Origin of the sequence: Streptomyces sp. NPDC006602, assembly GCF_042870385.1 — a bacterium.
GTDB lineage: Bacteria > Actinomycetota > Actinomycetes > Streptomycetales > Streptomycetaceae > Streptomyces.
This window is the reverse complement of record NZ_JBIAHG010000010.1, coordinates 172,370-188,056: the sequence shown is the minus strand read 5'-3', so window position 1 is coordinate 188,056 and position 15,687 is coordinate 172,370. Positions and strand designations below refer to the sequence as shown.

The following is a 15,687-nucleotide window of genomic DNA, read 5'->3' as shown; positions in this document are numbered from 1 at the left end:
TGGCTGAAGGGAAGGCCGGACCCTTGAAAGATCAGGTCCGGCGCCGCTCGATCTCGCCCACCAGCTGCGGCAGCACCTCGAAGAGGTCCCCGACCACGCCGTGGTCGGCGAGCTCGAAGATCGGGGCGTCGGCGTCCTTGTTGACGGCGACGATGGTCTTGGACGTCTGCATGCCCGCCCGGTGCTGGATCGCGCCGGAGATGCCGGCGGCGAGGTAGAGCTGCGGGGAGACCTGGGTGCCCGTCTGGCCGACCTGGTGGCTGTGCGGGTACCAGCCCGCGTCCACGGCCGCGCGGGACGCCCCGACGGCCGCGCCGAGTGCGTCGGCGACCCGTTCGATGAGGGCGAAGTTCTCGGCGCCGTTCACGCCGCGACCGCCGGAGACCACGATGTCGGCCTCGGTCAGCTCGGGCCGGTCGCCGCGCTCCCGCGGTCTGCGGGACAGGATCCGGACGGCGTGCGAGGCCGGGCCGAAGGTGACGTCCTGCTTCTCGATGACGGGGTCGGCGGGGGCGGCCTTGGGGGCGGCGGCGTTCGGCTTGACCGTGATCACCGGCACGCCCTGGGTGACGTGCGCGGTGACCTGGTACGTCGCGGCGAACGCCGACTGCTCGGTGACCGGGCCATTCGGACCGGCGGTGACGTCGACGGCGTCGGTGATGAGCCCGGAGCCGAGCCGCAGCGCGACCCGCGCGGCAATCTCCTTGCCGTCCGGACCGGACGGGACCAGGATTGCCGCCGGGCCGGTGCGCTCGGCTATCTGTGTGAGGGCGTCGACGGCCGGGCTGACGAGGTACTCGTCGACCTCGGGGGCGTCCACGACATGGATCTTCTGTGCGCCGTACCGGCCGAGAACCTCGGTCGCGGTGTCCGCGCGCGGTCCCAGGAAGACGGCCGAGGGCTCGCCCAAGCGGCGGGCCAGGGTGAGCAGTTCGAGGGTCGGCTTGCGTACGGCACCGTCGACGTGGTCGACGAGGACGAGGATCTCGGCCACGGTGATGCAACTCCTTCTGGACGGCGATGGACGGCGATGAACGGGCGATGGATGGGGCGGTAAAGGCGGCGCGGTAAAGGCGGCGCGGTCAGATGAACTTCTTGGTGGTGAGGAACGCGGCCAGTCCGACGCCGCCCATCCCCTCGTCGGCGGCGATCTCGCCCTTGGTGCGCGGCGGGCGCCTGGTCGCGGTGTCCACGGCCGACCGCGCGCCGGCCGGGCCGACCTGGGCGGCCTCGATGCCGAGGTCGGCGAGGTCGAGGGTCTCCAGCGGCTTCTTCTTCGCGGCCATGATCCCCTTGAAGGAGGGGTAGCGGGCGTCCCCAGAGCGGTCGGTCACCGAGACGACGGCCGGCAGGGCGCCCTGGATCCGTACGGTCGCACCGTCGCCCTCGCGGCGGCCGGTCACGGTTGCGTCCTCGATCGCCAGGTCTTCGAGGTGGGTGACGGCCGGGACGCCGAGCCGCTCGGCCAGCAGCGCCGGCAGGACGCCCATGGTGCCGTCCGTCGAGGCCATCCCGCACAGGACGAGATCGAAGCCGTGCCGCTCGATCGCCCTGGCCAGCACGAGTGACGTGCCGAACGCGTCGCTGCCCTCGATGTCCTCGTCGCTGACATGGATCGCCGCGTCACCGCCCATGGCCAGTGCCTTGCGCAGGGCGTCGCGTGCGTCGTCGGGTCCGACGGTGAGATAGCTGATCTCGGCGTCGGCGTCCGATTCGGCCAGGCGCAGCGCCTGCTCGACGGCGTATTCGTCGAGTTCGGACAGCAGCGAGTCGACCGACGCCCGGTCGGTGGTGCCGTCCTCGGTGAAGGTGCGGTCCGCCGTGGCGTCGGGAACGTGCTTCACGCAGACAACGATCTTCACGGCAGCCCTCCTGTGGTTCAATGAGTACTAATAGTTAACTATATAGATCGGCGGAGCGCGAGTCTCGCGCTCAATCCGTCGAATTGGTTGACTGATTGCGCTGATAGCTGGAAGATCTGGGCACTGAGCCGCGAGGAGGCGCCATGGTCGGTGACAGGGACACCGCTGACAGGTACTTCGAGCCCCGGGTGGAGACCATGCCGCGCGAGGAACTGCGCGCGCGGCAGGAAGAGAAGCTCCTGGAGCTCGTGGAGTACGCCTACGCCAACTCGGCCTTCTACCGCGAGCTATGGGACGAGCATGGGGTCCACCCGCGCGACATCCGGTCCCTGGAGGACTTCCGGGCACGCATCCCGTTCATCACCAAGGACGTGATCCGCGCCTACCGGAGCCGCACCGGCGATGCCTTCGCCGGCCTGCTCTGCGTCCCGGTCGAGGAGCTGACCTCGGTCTCCTCCAGTTCGGGAACCACCGGCGACCCGGAGTTCTTCGCCGAGATCTGGCAGGACGCCCCGCCCCTGGTGACCGCACAGGTACGTGACCTGTGGGAGCTGGGCCTGAGGCCCGGGGACCGGGTCCTGAGCCCGCCCGGAACCTTCCGCAACTTCATGGACGCCGGCTTCCAGGCGCTGGGCGCGGTGGTCATCGAGGTGGACACCTGGATGGGGAACATGCCCGAGGTCGTCGAGGCCCTGCGCACCTACCGCCCCGCCTACCTGCAGATGATGTATCCGCAGATGGTGGAGCTGGAGCACCTGGCCGAGAAGACCGACCTGAGGGAAGCCTTCTCCTCCCTCAAGGGCGCCTCCTGCGCCGGCCAGCCCCTCAGCCGGAAGATGCGCGAGCGGATCCGCGACGACTGGGGCATCGACGTCTACGAGTACACCAGCGCCGCCGACACCGGCACCGCCTGGGAGTGCCGCGAGCACGACGGCTTCCACCTCTGGGAGGACACCGTCTTCGCCGAGTGCGTCGAGGTGGACGAGCACGGCTGGCACGACGTCCCCGAGAGCGACCTGGGCGAACTGGTCGCCACCGACCTGGACAACCGGGCCGCGCCGCTGATCCGTTACCGCAGCGAGGACCTCGTCCGCCTCTCCCGCGACACCTGCGGCTGCGGCCGCACCCACGCCCGCATGTGGGTGGCCGGGCGGCGCGGCGACGAGACGGTGGTCCAGGGACGCTCCGTGGTCCTGCGGGATGTCTGGCAGGCGGTGGAGGACCAGCCGGAGACCGTCGCGGGCGTCTTCCAGATCGTCCGGGACCGGCGCGAGGTCGACGAACTGCGGCTGCGCGTCGGCTACGACCCCCATCTCACCGGCGACGTCGACGCCCTGGCCGGACGCCTGAGCGAGGCCGTGCGCGAGCGGACCGGAGTCAAGCCGGTGCTCGACATGCGCACCGAGGAGGACCTGTTGAAGACCATGACCAGCGTCGCCAAATTCCCCCGGGTGGTGAAGACCTGATGGCCCGCGCCGACACCCTGGCCCGTGCCAGGACGCTCGACCGCCCCGAACTTGCCTATCTCATGCGCTTCCCCACCGCCGACGGCGTCCGGGACCTGGAGCTGACCTGGGCGGAACTCGCCCGCGACACCGAGTGGGCCACCGCACGGCTGCGGGAACACGGCCTCGCCGCCGGGCAACGGGCCCTGCTGACCGCTTCCGGCTTCGAGGGCTTCTGGGGCCACGCGGTGATCGGCGCACTGCGCACGCTGAAGGTGCCCTACGGCATCGCCGAGGCGATGGGCTGGGACCACCGTCGCACCGCGGTCTTCCACCGCGAGCTGACCCCGCACGCGGTGATCGGCCTGTCGGCGGAGACGCTGGAGGGGCTCGCCGGCATGGCCGACATCGGCGAGATGTTCCGGTCCACGCCCGTCGTGCTGGCCCGGCCCGCCGCCGTCCCCCTCCTGCGCGGAGTGGGGGTGACCGCCTCCGTGATCTCGGCGGTGGGACCGGCTCTCGCACTGGAGTGCCCCGAGCGGAGCGGCGCACATGTCAACGCCGCCGAATGGCGGTTCGGCGAGCGCGACGGACAGCTGACCGTGGAGGCGGGGGAGGGGCGCACCTCGCCACTGCCCGAGACACCGCTCGGCATCACCGGCCGCGTCGTCGTGGGCCGGTGCGGCTGCGGCAGCGACAACCCGCGAGTCCTGCTCGCCGAGGCCAACTGACCTTTCCGATGGAGGAATTGAGCATGTCTGAAGGAGTGGTCGAAGGCCGGATCGCGGTCGTCACCGGCGCCGGCAACGGGATCGGCCGGGCGCACGCCCTGGCGTTCGCCGCGCACGGGGCGAAGGTCGTCGTCAACGACCTGGGCGGCGGGCGGGACGGCGCGGGCGCCTCCGCCGGGCCGGCGCAGACCGTGGTCGACGAGATCGTCGCGGCCGGTGGCGAGGCGGTGGCCAACACGGACGACATCTCCACCTGGGAGGGCGCCGGCCGGCTCGTCCGGCAGGCCGTGGACACCTATGGCGGCCTGGACGTACTGGTCAACAACGCCGGCATCCTGCGCGACCGGATGATCGTGTCGATGACCGAGCGGGACTGGGACAGTGTGATCGCCGTCCACCTCAAGGGCAGCTTCGCCACCCTGCACCACGCGGCCGCGTACTGGCGCGAGCGCGCCAAGTCAGGCCAGGACAACGACGCCCGGGTGATCAACACGACCTCCCCGTCCGGCATCTTCGGCAACCCCGGCCAGTCCAACTACGGCTCCGCGAAGGCCGGCATCGCCAGCCTCACCCTCATCGCCGCCGCCGAACTCGCCCGCTACGGCGTGACGGTGAACGCCATCGCGCCCACCGCGCTGACCCGGCTGACCGAGGACATCGAGATGATGAAGCAGGCCGCCGAGAGTCAGGACCTGACCCCCGAGGCCATCTCGCCGCTGGTGGTGTGGCTGGGCTCAGCCGCCTCACGTGAGGTCACCGGCCGGGTGTTCGGCGTCGTCGGCAACCGGATCAACGTTCTGGAGGGCTGGGTCAACGGCCCCGCCGCGAGTGCCGACACCCGCTGGACGCCGGAGGAGCTGTCCTCCGTCGTCCCGAACCTGGTGGCCAAGGCGGCTCCGAACGCCGACGTCCTGGGCAACCGGAACGGGGCCTGAGATGACGACGACACAACGCCCTGTTGCCGAGGGCCTGTTCACCTGGCCGCCGGCCGCCGCGCCCCTTCGGCTGATCGGTTCCGAGTGCGGGGAGTGCGGCCTGGTGAGCTTCCCGGCGGCCGCGATCTGTGTCCGGTGCGCGAGCGACGAGGCGAAGGAACGGCTCCTGGCGGACCACGGCACGCTGTGGACGTACACGACCCAGGGCTTCCGCCCGCCGTCCCCGCCGTACGACGGCCCCGAGACCTTCGAGCCCTACGCCGTCGGATACATCGAACTCCCCGGCGAGCTGCTGGTCGAGGCCCGGCTCACCGAACCCGACCCGGAGAAGCTGCGGATCGGGCAGGACATGCGGCTGACGCTCGTGCCCTACACCGTGCAGGACGACGGAACCGAGGTCGTCACCTTCGCGTTCGCCCCGGTCGAAGAGTCCACCGAGATCGAGGAGGAGGCGTCATGACCGAGGCCGTCATCATCGGGGTGGGGCTCCACCCCTTCGGCCGGTTCCCCGGCAAGCCCGCGCTGGACATGGGCGCGGACGCGGTACGGCTGGCGCTCGCCGACGCGGGCGTGAACTGGCCGCAGATCCAGGGCGGTTACATCGGCAGCTACGAGGTCGCCAACCCGGACGCGATCGTCGGCCGGCTCGGCCTGACCGGCGTACCCCTGCGCGGTGTCTTCAACGGCTGCGCGACGGCCGGTACGGCGGTGGCGCTGGCCGCCCGCGCGATCGAGTCCGGCGAGCACGACCTGACCATCGCGATAGGCCTGGACAAGCACCCGCGCGGCGCGTTCGCCGCCGACCCGTCCGTGGCCGGCATCCCCTCCTGGTACGGGCAGACCGGGCTCTTCCTCACCACCCACTTCTTCGGCATGAAGATCAACCGCTATATGCACGAGCACGGCATCTCCCACGAGACGCTCGCCCGCGTGGCCTCGAAGAACTTCCGCAACGCGACCGGGAACGAGAAGGCCTGGCGCCGTACGCCCCTGTCGCCCGAGGAGGTCCTCGCCTCCCCGGTCCTCAACTACCCCCTGCGCCAGTTCATGTACTGCGGCCCGAACGAGGGCGCCGCGGCCGTCGTGATGTGCCGGGCCGACCAGGCCCACAAGTACACCTCCACCCCCGTGCGGGTCCGCGCCTCCGCCCTGCGCAGCCGTAGGCTCGGCGCGTTCGAGGTGCAGAGCCCGTCGTTCCCGGTCGGGGAGTCCGTGGACAGCCCGTCCGTGGACGCCTCCCGGGAGGCGTACGAACGGGCGGGCATCGGCCCCGAGGACGTCGACGTCGCCCAGCTCCAGGACACCGACGCCGGGTCGGAGATCATCCACATGGCGGAGAACGGCCTCTGCAAGGACGGCGAGCAGGAACGCCTCATCGCCGAGGGCGCCACCGAGATCGGCGGCCGGCTCCCGGTCAACACCGACGGCGGACTGCTCGGCAACGGGGAGCCGATCGGCGCTTCAGGGTTGCGCCAGATCCACGAGATCGTCCTCCAGCTGCGCGGTACGGCGGGCACGCGCCAGATCCCCGGCACACCGCGCGTCGGCTACACCCACCTGTACGGCGCGCCCGGTGCGTCGGCGGTGACGATCCTCTCGACCTGAGATCGACCTGAGAGCAGCAGGGACCCGCGATGGAACAGGACATGAAGGACTTCGTCGCCGAGGCGCGCCGGTTCCTCGACGCACACGTGGCCAAGGCCCCCGACCGCACCGCCCGCCCCTGGGGCGAGGGCGACGACTCGATGGCGTACTTCAGCAGCCTCCCGCCCGACGAGGAGCAAGAGTTCGTGCAACGGGCCCGGGAGTGGCAGCGGATCCGCCACGAGAACGGCTTCGGCTGGATCACCGGACCGGTGGAGTACGGCGGCCGGGGCCTCACCCCCGTCCACGACCTGCTCTACGACGCCGTCGAGTCGGAGTACGACGTCGCCGACACCGGTGTGCTCGGTGTGATCGGCCTGGGCATGATCGGGCCGACGATCCTGGCCCACGCCCAGCCCCACATCAAGGACCGCTGGCTGCCCGCGATGTACCGCGGGGACGCCATCGCCTGCCAGCTGTTCAGCGAACCCGGCGCGGGATCCGACCTGGCGAGCGTGGCGACCCGGGCCGTCCGCGAGGGCGAGGACTGGGTGCTGAACGGGCAGAAGGTGTGGACCTCGGTCGCCCAGCACAGCCAGATCGGCCTCGCCCTCACCCGGACGAACCCGGACGCGCCCAAGCACCGTGGGATCACCGCCTTCCTGGTCCCCATGGACGCCCCCGGAGTCGAGGTCCGGCCGCTCAGGCAGATGACCGGCGGCGCGGACTTCAACGAGGTGTTCCTCACCGACGTCCGCATCCCCGACGACCACCGACTCGGCGAGGTCGACGGCGGCTGGACGGTCGCCCTGACCACCCTGATGAACGAGCGCGCGACAGTCGGCAGCGAGGGAGCGGGCCCGGTGGCCGCCGCCCTGTCCCCGGAACACCTTTCGGCGCTCATGCGGGCCACCTGGACCTGGGACGACCGCGCCCTGCGCGCCCGCCTCGCCGAACTCCTGGTGGACGCTCTGGCCACTGAGCACCTCAACGCCCGCGCCCTGCGCAAGCTGCGCGGCGGGGTCGCGCCCGGCCCCGAGATGTCCGTCTCGAAGCTGATGTACGGCCAGAACCTGACCCACGCGGCGCACTTCGTGTCCGACGTGCTCGGCCCCCGGATCATCGCCGACACCGGCCAGTGGGGCACGTACGCCTGGACCGAACTGCTCCTGGCCACCCCGGCGTTGCGCATCCTCGGCGGCACCGAGGAAATCATGAAGAACATCCTCGCGGAACGCGTCCTCGGCCTGCCCAAGGAACCGGTGACCACCGCTGCCAAGGAGGTGCGGTCGTGACCGCCGACGAGAGCGAACTGCGGGAACTGCGGGCGTCTGTACGGGAGTTCCTGGAGGCCAAGTCGCCCGAGGAAGCGGTACGCAAGCTCATGGAGAGCGAGCCGTGCTTCGACCCGGCGGTGTGGTCCCAGGCGGCCGACCAACTGCGTCTGCCGGGCCTGGCGATCCCGGAGGAGTACGGCGGCGACGGCTTCGGCCTCGTCGAACTCGGCGTCGTCCTGGAGGAGATGGGCCGTGCGCTGTTCTGCGCCCCCTTCTTCGCCACCGTCGTCCTGGCGGCCCAGGCCCTGCTGGCCTCGGGGGACAAGGAGGCCTGTGCGCGTCTTCTCCCCGGCATCGCGGCCGGACGGACCACGGCCACCCTCGCCGTCGCCGAGGACCACGGCTCCTGGGACCCCGCCATGGTCTCCGCGCGCGCCGTGCCGGACGGCGACGGCGGCTGGACGGTACGCGGCCGCAAGTGCTTCGTCATCGACGGTACGACGGCCGACCTGATCCTCGTCGTCGCCCGTACCGTTGCCGGCCCCACCCTCTTCGCCCTGGAGCGGGACGCCACGGGACTCGCGGCAGAACCGATGGAGACCCTGGACGCCACCCGGGCCATGGCCCGGCTGACCTTCGACGCCGTGCCCGCGACGCGCCTTGGGGCGGAGGGGGCGGGCGGGCGCATCATGGCCAAGGTCCTGGACATCGCCTCGGTGGGGCTGGCCGCCGAGCAGGCGGGCGGAGCACGCCGGTGCCTGGAAGCGAGCGCGGAATACGCCCGTGTCCGTCATCAGTTCGGCCGGCCGATCGGCTCCTTCCAGGCGGTCAAGCACAAGTGCGCCGACATGCTCGTCCAGGTGGAACTGGCCGAAGCCGCCTCCCGTGAGGCGGCCCGGCTGGCCGACGAGGACTCCCCGGACTTCCCGGTCGCCGCGGCCGTGGCCCACGCCTGCTGCTCACGGGCGTACATGGTCGCCGCCATGGAGAACATCCAGGTCCACGGCGGCATCGGTTTCACCTGGGAACACCCGGCCCACCTGTACTTCCGACGGGCCAAGTCCTCGCAGCTGCTCTTCGGCGGCCCGGCGGTGTACCACGAGCGGTTGCTGGACCGGCTCGGGATCTGACAGGCGCGAAAAGGTGAAGGCCCCGGACCGGGGCCTTCACCTTTTCGTCGCTGGGCCGCTGGGCCGCTCAGTCGCTCAGCCGCGCGCCGCCTCGCCCAGCAGTGCCTTGGCGATGATGACCTGCTGGATCTGGCTGGTGCCCTCGTAGATGCGGAACAGCCGGGCGTCGCGGTAGAAGCGCTCGACGGCGACCCCGCGCATGTAGCCCGCGCCGCCGTGGATCTGCACGGCGCGGTCCGCGACCCGCCACACCATCTCGCTGGCGAAGTACTTCGTGCAGGACGGGCCGATCTTGGTGTCCGTGCCGGCGTCGAAGGCGCGGGCGGCCTCCAGGACGGTGGCGCGGCCCGCGTAGTAGTCGGTCATCGAGTCGGCGATCAGGCCCTGGATGAGCTGGAAGGAGCCGATGAGCTTGCCGGACTGGCGTCGGGTGCGGGCGTATTCGACGGACTCGTCGACCAGCCGCTCGGCCATGCCCACGCAGAGGGACGAGATGTGCACGCGGCCGTGCGCGATACAGCCCATCGCGGTGCCGAAGCCCCGGTTCAGGCCGTCCTCACCGCCGACGAGCGCGGAGGCCGGCACACGGACGTCGTCGAAGAACACGTCGGCGGTCCAGGCGCCGAACTGGCCCATCTTGTGGTCCTTGGGGGCCACGGTGAGGCCCGGGGTACCGGCCGGGACCAGGAAGGTCGAGATGCCCCGGGTGCGCGGGGCGTCGGGGTCGGTACGGGCGAAGACCATGAAGACGTCGGCGAGCGGGGCGTTGGTGATGTAGCGCTTGGCGCCGTTGATCACCCAGTCGTCGCCGTCGAGATGCGCCTTCGTGGTGAGCGTCGAGGGATCGGAACCCGCTTCCGGCTCGGTGAGCGCGAACGACGCCAGAACGTCGCCCGAGGCGATCCTCGGCAGCCACTGAGCCTTCTGTTCCTCCGTACCGCCGACCATGAGGACATGACCCGCGATGCCGTTGTTCGTGCCGAACATCGAACGCAGCGAGGGGGTCGTGTAGCCCAGCTCGAACATCAACTGGGCCTCCTCGAGCATCGACAGACCCAGTCCGCCGTACTCCTCGGGCAGCGCGAAGCCGAACAGGCCCATCTTCTTGGCCGCCTCGCGGATGTCCGCGGGCATCTCGTCCTTCTCGTCGATCTCCGCCTCGAGCGGCACGACGCGGTCCCGGACGAAACGCCGGACCTCGGACAGCACCGCGCTGAAGTCAGCCGCGTCCATGTCGACTCCCTGATATTCCCGGTTGCACTCAGTGATCTGCTTCGGTCTCGTCCGGCTTCTGCTGCGGCCGGTAGCACAGCGCCAGCAGCGCCGCCGCGCTCGCCGTGCCGATTCCGGCCGCCAGCAACGCGTGCCTGGTGCCCGCACGTTGGCGGCGCAGCAGGCCGTCGAGCGAGTACCGGCCGTTGCCCAGGGCCGCCAGTGCGACGGCCGCGCCGCCCACGACACCGGCGTACTCCCAGCCGCCCTTGAAGACGAAGAAGCCCTTGCCGCGGTGGTCGGTCCGCGCGGCCACGGTCATCAGGCCGACGGCCGCCGCCGCGGGGAGCGGGTTGGCCGCGCCGAGCGCGATGCCCACCCCGGCCGCCATCTCGGTGCCGGCCGCCATCCGGGCGTGCACCTCGGCCGGCTGGAGACCGAGCGCCTCGAACCAGCCCGTGGTGCCCTTGAGCCCGCCCGGTCCGGCGACCTTGTTCCAGCCGTGCGCGAAGAGCATCGGGCCGAGGGTCGCGCGCAGCACGAGGGCGGCGGTGTCGTGGCCCTTCACTGGCCGGCTCCCGTCGCCCGGCCGGCGGGGACAGCGCCGTACAACTGCGGTACGGCGTCGACGAGTTCGTCGTAGGTGAGGGCCTGTCCCGACTGGCTGGGGTGCACGCCGGCCACGGTCCAGCCCTGCAGGCGGTTGAGCCGGTTGCCCTCGATGCGCAGGACCTGGCCGGTCAGCCAGGCCGCGCTGTCGGAGGCCAGGTAGACGACGACACCGGAGGCGTTGGCGGGATCGCGCGGGTCGAAGCCCTCGACGGCCTGGAGGGACTCGCCGACGGCCAGCCCGTCGGTCATCCGCGTGGCCGCGATCGGCGAGATGGCGTTCGCGGTGACGCCGTACCGGCGCATCTCCAGGGCGGTGAGGACGGTGAGCCCGGCTATTCCGGCCTTCGCGGCCCCGTAGTTGGACTGGCCCTGGTTGCCGAACAGGCCGGTCCCGGACGTCGTGTTGATCACGCGGCCGGCGACCCGCTCGCCCCGCTTCGACGCCTCGCGCCAGTACGCGCACGCGTGCCGCGTGAGCGCGAAGCTGCCCTTCAGGTGCACCGCGATGACGGTGTCGAAATCGGCCTCGGTCATCGAGAACAGCATGCGGTCGCGCACGATGCCCGCGTTGTTCACGACGATGTCGAGGCGGCCGAACTCCGCGACGGTGTCCGCGACCATGGTCTCGGTCGCCGCCCAGTCCGTCACCGAGGAGTGGTTGGCGATCGCCCGGCCGCCGAGCTTGGTGATCTCGGCGACGACCTCGTCGGCGGGGGAGTCGCCGGTCTGCTCGCCGTGTATGCCCGAGCCGAGGTCGTTCACCACCACGGTCGCGCCGGCCTCGGCGAGCGCCAGACAGTGCGCCCGGCCAAGGCCTCTGCCGCCGCCGGTGACGATGGCGACCTTGTCGTCGAGGATGCCCACGCCGTACCTCCAGATGTGAGAGTTCAGTTGAGTTCGCGGAGCACTTCGTCGGTGTGCTCGCCGAGCGTCGGCGCGCCGCCTCGCGGTTTCTCGTCGACGCCCCAGAAGGCGACGGGAGTCGCCACCGTCCGCAGCGGCGGCGCGTCACCCATACCGGGCTGTTCGACGAACGCCCCTACCGCCTCCGCCTGCGGATCGGCCGCCACCTCCGCCAGGGTCTGCACAGGGGCCCACCACACGCCCTCGGCGTCGAAGCGCTCGGCCCACTCCTCCAGCGGCCGCTTCGCGAACTCCTCGTCGAACACGGCGATCAGCTCGCGTACGTGCCCGCGCCGGGCCTTGCCGGTCGCGAACCGCTCGTCCGTCTCCAGGTCCTGGCGGCCGAGCGCCTTGACGACACCGGGCCAGTGCCGGTTGCCCTCCAGGCCGACCAGCCAGAACCAGCGGTCGTCGGCGGCCCGGTAGGAGTTGTAGAGCGGCGACTCGTGCTCGGTGCGAGGACGGGTACGGCCGCGCTTGCCGAAGAAGTTCTGCAGGGCGAGGTCGTTGCCGTTGGCGTAGGTGCCGGACCGCAGCAGCGACACGTCCACCACCCCGCCCTCGCCGGTGCGTGCGCGGCGCAGCAGCGCGGCCAGCACGCCGGCGACCAGGTTGGCCGCGGCCGTACGGTCCCCGAGGCCGGGCCGGATGCCGGGCGGCGGCTGACCGGCCGGGTTGAGCATGGCGGCGATGCCGGGCCGGGCCCAGAACGCGGAGACGTCGTACCCGGCGCGGTCGCGCTCGGCGCCCGTCCAGCCGTAACCCGTCAACGTGCCGACGACCAGGCGGGGATGGCGGGTGCGCAGCGCGTCCGGAGACAGGCCCAGCCGCTCCAGGGCGCCCGGGCGCAGGTTGGTGACGAACACGTCGGCCCGCTCCAGCAGCCGCTCGAGCACGTCCTTGCCGTCCTGCGAGCGCAGGTCGAGGACGATCCCGCGCTTGCCGCGGTTGTCGGTCTCGAACGGGGGCGCGCTGTCGATGTCCTGGCCGACGTGCTTGAGCGTGTAACGGTTGGGGTCGCCGGTCGGCGCCTCCACCTTCACCACGTCCGCGCCCCAGTCGGCGAGCATGGTGGCCGCGGCCGGTGCCGCCACCCACATGCCCAGCTCGACCACGGCAATGCCCTCCAGTGGCCGCACGGCCCACCTCCAGATCTGTCGGGACGCCTGCTTCACGCCTGCTTCACGCCTGCCGTACGCCTGCTATACGCCGCGGAAGTCGCCCGGTCGGCGTTCCCGGAAGGCCTTGAGTCCCTCGGCCCGGTCCTCGGTGGAGAACAGCACCGAGACGGTCTCGCGCTCGTACGCGATGGCCGCCTCCAGGTCCATGCCGAGCCCGTAGTCGATCAGCCGCTTGCCCGCCGCGAGCGCCAGCGGAGCTCCGGCGGCAAGCCGCGCCGCCAACTCCTCCGCGGCCTTGAGCGCGCCGCCCGGCTCGGCCAGTTCGTTGACCAGCCCGAGCGCGTGGGCGCGCTCCGCGCCGATCGGCTCGCCGGTGAGGATCATCTGTTTGGCGATCGCCGGCGGCAACAGGCGCGGCAGCCGCTGGGTGCCGCCCGCGCCCGGCAGCACGCCGAGCTTCATCTCGGGCAGGCCGAGCCGTGTGCCCCGCTCCGCCACCCGCAGGTCGCAGGCGAGGGCCAGCTCCAGACCGCCGCCGAAGGCGAACCCGTGGACGGCCGCGACCGAGGGCTTGGGGAAGTCCTCCAGGAGCGCGAACGTCTCGGTCAGGCGCCCCACGAAGTCACGGAACTGCCCGGGCGCCGTGAACGACTCGATCTCACCGAGGTCGGCACCGGCCGAGAAGGCCCGTCCCGCCCCGGTCACAACCAGGGCACGCACGTCGTCGTCGTCGCGGACGCCGGCGAGGGCCTGTCTCAGTTGCGCCACGGTCTCGGAGCCGATGGCGTTGAGCTGCCCCGGCCGGTCGAGGGTCAACACGGCGATCCGGTCCCGGAGTTCGACACGCAGCACGCAGCTCACCTCAGACCATCGTGAGTCCGCCGCTGACCGAGAGCGTCTGCCCGGTCATGTACGCGGCGTCGTCGGACGCGAGGAAGGCCACCACACCGGCGATCTCGTCGGGCTGGGCGACGCGGCGCAGCGGGATGGCCCGCACGGTCGCGTCGTACATCTTCTGGCTGTACTCGGCGACCTGCCCGAGGAGGGCCGTGTCGGTCGGCCCCGGGCAGACGCTGTTCACGGTGATGCCGTACCGGGCGACCTCGCGGGCCAGCGCCTTGCCGAAGGCGATGACCCCGCCCTTGGTCGCGGAGTACACCACCTCGCCGGACGAGCCGACCCGGCCGGCGTCGGAGGCGATGTGGATGATCCGGCCGCCGCCGCGTCCGGTCATCGAGTCGAGCACGACCCGGGTCATCGTGATCGTGCCGCGCAGATTGACGGCGATGATCCGGTCCCAGGTGTCCTCGGCGCTGTCGAGGAAGCGGCCGATGACGTCGACAGCCGCGTTGTTGACCAGCACGTCCACCGGACCGAGCTCGACGGTCACCCGTTCCACGGCCGCGTGGACGGCCGCGCTGTCGGAGATGTCCGCGCCGACCCCCGTCGCCCGCACCCCGTACCGCTCGACGAGCCGGCCCGCGACCTTGGCGGCGGCCTCCGGGTCCAGGTCGCAGACGGCGACCGCGGCTCCCTGGGCGGCGAGGCGGTCGGCGATCGCCTCGCCGATGCCGCGTCCCGCTCCGGTGACGAGTGCCACCTTGTCCCGTACGCTCACGCGCCCTCCCTCGCCCAGGTCCCGATACAGCGCTATCGTATAACTACTTCAGCTAAATAAGCGAGATATGTGAGTGGAGTCGAGCATGCGCCGAACGATCTTCACCGAGGAGCACGAGCTCTTCCGCGAGACTGCCCGAACCTTCTACCTGCGCGAATGCGCCCCGTATGCCGAGCAGTGGGAGCGCGACGGGCAGGTGAGCCGGGCCGCCTGGGCGGCGGCGGGCAAGGCCGGACTCATCGGCTGGCAGTTCCCGGAGGAGTACGGCGGCCAGGGCATCCGGGACTTCCGCTACAACGCCATCATGGCGGAGGAGATGGCGGCGACCAGCTCGGTCGGCATCGGACTCGGGCTGCAGAACGACGTCATCCCGCCCTATCTGATGAACCTCACCACACCTGCGCAGAAGGCCCGCTGGCTGCCCGGGGTGATCAGCGGCGAGACGATCTGCGCGCTCGCGCTGTCGGAGCCGTCCGCCGGGTCCGATCTCAAGGGCATCCACACCACCGCCCGCCGGGACGGCGACGAGTGGGTGATCGACGGCTCCAAGACCTTCATCACCAACGGCATCCTGGCCGACCTGGTCGTCGTCGCCTGCAAGACGGACCCGGAGGCGGGCCACAAGGGCATCAGCCTGATCGTCGTCGAGCGCGGCGCCGAGGGCTTCGAACGCGGGCGCAAGCTCGACAAGGTCGGGATGAAGGCCCAGGACACCGCCGAGCTCTTCTTCCGCGAGGTCCGGGTCCCGGCCGAGAACCTCATCGGAGAGGAGGGCCGCGGTTTCTACCACATGATGGGAAACCTCCCCACGGAACGGCTCGCCATCGCGGTCTCCTCGCTGGCGGCTGCCGAGCGGGCCTACGCGCTGGCACTGGAGTACGCCAAGACCCGTACCGCCTTCGGGCAGCCCATCGGGGAGTTCCAGGCCAACAGGTTCGCGCTCGCCGACATCAGGGCCAAGCTGAACGCCGCCCGGGTCTACGTGGACGGCTGCATCATGGCCCTGGTCCAGGGCGAACTCACGGCCGAGGAGGCCGCCGCCGCCAAGTACTGGACCTCGGAGACCGGCTGGCAGGTCATCGACCGCTGCATGCAGCTCTTCGGCGGCTACGGCTACGTCAACGAGTACGAGATCGCGCGCATCTGGCGGGACAGCCGGGTGCAGCGGGTCTTCGGCGGAACCTCGGAGATCATGCTGGAGATCATCGGGCGGTCGCTGGGCCTGTAGTCCACGGTCAGGGGGTGTTCTGAACTTAT

General features: G+C 71.1%; 16 protein-coding genes. 8 read left to right on the top strand and 8 right to left on the bottom strand.

Features of this window, described 5'->3' with window-relative positions; all coding sequences use genetic code 11:
• Positions 1 to 31 precede the first annotated feature (31 nt).
• Together ACFYO2_RS25425 and ACFYO2_RS25420 are read right to left on the bottom strand one after the other, a co-directional pair.
• Positions 32 to 994 (bottom strand): electron transfer flavoprotein subunit alpha/FixB family protein, encoded by a 963-nt coding sequence (locus ACFYO2_RS25425; RefSeq protein WP_388353270.1) that lies wholly within the window; start codon positions 992 to 994, stop codon positions 32 to 34.
• A gap of 88 nt (positions 995 to 1,082) precedes the next feature.
• A complete protein-coding gene (locus tag ACFYO2_RS25420) occupies positions 1,083 to 1,844 on the bottom strand; it encodes an electron transfer flavoprotein subunit beta/FixA family protein (RefSeq protein ID WP_388353533.1) in 762 nt (253 codons plus the stop codon).
• 161 nt (positions 1,845 to 2,005) lie between these two features.
• On the opposite strand from ACFYO2_RS25420, the gene ACFYO2_RS25415 reads away from it, so the two are divergent.
• The 7 genes from ACFYO2_RS25415 to ACFYO2_RS25385 are packed head-to-tail and all read left to right on the top strand — an operon-like array spanning position 2,006 to position 8,964.
• On the top strand, positions 2,006 to 3,328 hold the full coding sequence (locus tag ACFYO2_RS25415) for a phenylacetate--CoA ligase family protein (RefSeq protein ID WP_388353268.1): 1,323 nt from the start codon (positions 2,006 to 2,008) through the stop codon (positions 3,326 to 3,328).
• Complete coding sequence (locus tag ACFYO2_RS25410; RefSeq protein ID WP_388353265.1) at positions 3,328 to 4,038, top strand: hypothetical protein; 711 nt, start codon at positions 3,328 to 3,330, stop codon at positions 4,036 to 4,038. Before ACFYO2_RS25415 ends, ACFYO2_RS25410 begins: the two co-directional genes overlap by 1 nt.
• 23 nt (positions 4,039 to 4,061) lie before the next feature.
• Positions 4,062 to 4,973, top strand: a complete 912-nt coding sequence (locus tag ACFYO2_RS25405; protein ID WP_388353262.1) for an SDR family oxidoreductase — start codon at positions 4,062 to 4,064, stop codon at positions 4,971 to 4,973.
• A gap of 1 nt (position 4,974) precedes the next feature.
• Complete coding sequence (locus ACFYO2_RS25400; protein WP_388353258.1) at positions 4,975 to 5,433, top strand: Zn-ribbon domain-containing OB-fold protein; 459 nt, start codon at positions 4,975 to 4,977, stop codon at positions 5,431 to 5,433.
• Complete coding sequence (locus ACFYO2_RS25395) at positions 5,430 to 6,578, top strand: thiolase family protein (RefSeq protein ID WP_388353255.1); 1,149 nt, start codon at positions 5,430 to 5,432, stop codon at positions 6,576 to 6,578. Before ACFYO2_RS25400 ends, ACFYO2_RS25395 begins: the two co-directional genes overlap by 4 nt.
• A 29-nt stretch (positions 6,579 to 6,607) precedes the next feature.
• Complete coding sequence (locus ACFYO2_RS25390) at positions 6,608 to 7,852, top strand: acyl-CoA dehydrogenase family protein (protein ID WP_388353252.1); 1,245 nt, start codon at positions 6,608 to 6,610, stop codon at positions 7,850 to 7,852.
• Positions 7,849 to 8,964, top strand: a complete 1,116-nt coding sequence (locus tag ACFYO2_RS25385) for an acyl-CoA dehydrogenase family protein (RefSeq protein ID WP_388353249.1) — start codon at positions 7,849 to 7,851, stop codon at positions 8,962 to 8,964. Before ACFYO2_RS25390 ends, ACFYO2_RS25385 begins: the two co-directional genes overlap by 4 nt.
• A gap of 75 nt (positions 8,965 to 9,039) precedes the next feature.
• Here the strand turns inward: ACFYO2_RS25385 and ACFYO2_RS25380 are convergent, their stop codons facing one another.
• From ACFYO2_RS25380 to ACFYO2_RS25355, 6 genes are all read right to left on the bottom strand, one after another.
• Positions 9,040 to 10,197: an acyl-CoA dehydrogenase family protein gene (locus ACFYO2_RS25380; protein ID WP_388353246.1), complete on the bottom strand. Its 1,158-nt coding sequence runs from the start codon at positions 10,195 to 10,197 to the stop codon at positions 9,040 to 9,042.
• 28 nt (positions 10,198 to 10,225) lie between these two features.
• A complete protein-coding gene (locus ACFYO2_RS25375) occupies positions 10,226 to 10,744 on the bottom strand; it encodes a DoxX family protein (protein ID WP_388353243.1) in 519 nt (172 codons plus the stop codon).
• A complete protein-coding gene (locus ACFYO2_RS25370) occupies positions 10,741 to 11,652 on the bottom strand; it encodes an SDR family NAD(P)-dependent oxidoreductase (RefSeq protein WP_388353240.1) in 912 nt (303 codons plus the stop codon). The genes ACFYO2_RS25375 and ACFYO2_RS25370 overlap by 4 nt, the downstream gene beginning before the upstream one ends.
• Before the next feature lie 23 nt (positions 11,653 to 11,675).
• On the bottom strand, positions 11,676 to 12,830 hold the full coding sequence (locus ACFYO2_RS25365) for a CaiB/BaiF CoA transferase family protein (RefSeq protein WP_388353237.1): 1,155 nt from the start codon (positions 12,828 to 12,830) through the stop codon (positions 11,676 to 11,678).
• Positions 12,831 to 12,893: 63 nt separating this feature from the next.
• Complete coding sequence (locus ACFYO2_RS25360) at positions 12,894 to 13,664, bottom strand: enoyl-CoA hydratase/isomerase family protein (RefSeq protein ID WP_388353234.1); 771 nt, start codon at positions 13,662 to 13,664, stop codon at positions 12,894 to 12,896.
• 10 nt (positions 13,665 to 13,674) lie between these two features.
• A complete protein-coding gene (locus ACFYO2_RS25355) occupies positions 13,675 to 14,430 on the bottom strand; it encodes an SDR family NAD(P)-dependent oxidoreductase (protein WP_388353231.1) in 756 nt (251 codons plus the stop codon).
• An 85-nt stretch (positions 14,431 to 14,515) separates the two neighbouring features.
• On the opposite strand from ACFYO2_RS25355, the gene ACFYO2_RS25350 reads away from it, so the two are divergent.
• Positions 14,516 to 15,658 carry an acyl-CoA dehydrogenase family protein gene (locus ACFYO2_RS25350; RefSeq protein ID WP_388353228.1) on the top strand — a complete coding sequence of 381 codons (1,143 nt, stop codon included), beginning with the start codon at positions 14,516 to 14,518 and terminating at the stop codon, positions 15,656 to 15,658.
• Positions 15,659 to 15,687: the final 29 nt, after the last annotated feature.

Bases quoted from the DNA above. Each gene is read 5' to 3' on its own strand.
- ACFYO2_RS25405 (WP_388353262.1), top strand. From the start codon at position 4,062: ATGTCTGAAGGAGTGGTCGAAGGCCGGATCGCGGTCGTCACCGGCGCC.
- ACFYO2_RS25400 (WP_388353258.1), top strand. From the start codon at position 4,975: ATGACGACGACACAACGCCCTGTTGCCGAGGGCCTGTTCACCTGGCCG.
- ACFYO2_RS25415 (WP_388353268.1), top strand. From the start codon at position 2,006: ATGGTCGGTGACAGGGACACCGCTGACAGGTACTTCGAGCCCCGGGTG.
- ACFYO2_RS25410 (WP_388353265.1), top strand. From the start codon at position 3,328: ATGGCCCGCGCCGACACCCTGGCCCGTGCCAGGACGCTCGACCGCCCC.
- ACFYO2_RS25380 (WP_388353246.1), bottom strand. From the start codon at position 10,197: ATGGACGCGGCTGACTTCAGCGCGGTGCTGTCCGAGGTCCGGCGTTTC.
- ACFYO2_RS25395 (WP_388353255.1), top strand. From the start codon at position 5,430: ATGACCGAGGCCGTCATCATCGGGGTGGGGCTCCACCCCTTCGGCCGG.
- ACFYO2_RS25390 (WP_388353252.1), top strand. From the start codon at position 6,608: ATGGAACAGGACATGAAGGACTTCGTCGCCGAGGCGCGCCGGTTCCTC.
- ACFYO2_RS25350 (WP_388353228.1), top strand. From the start codon at position 14,516: ATGCGCCGAACGATCTTCACCGAGGAGCACGAGCTCTTCCGCGAGACT.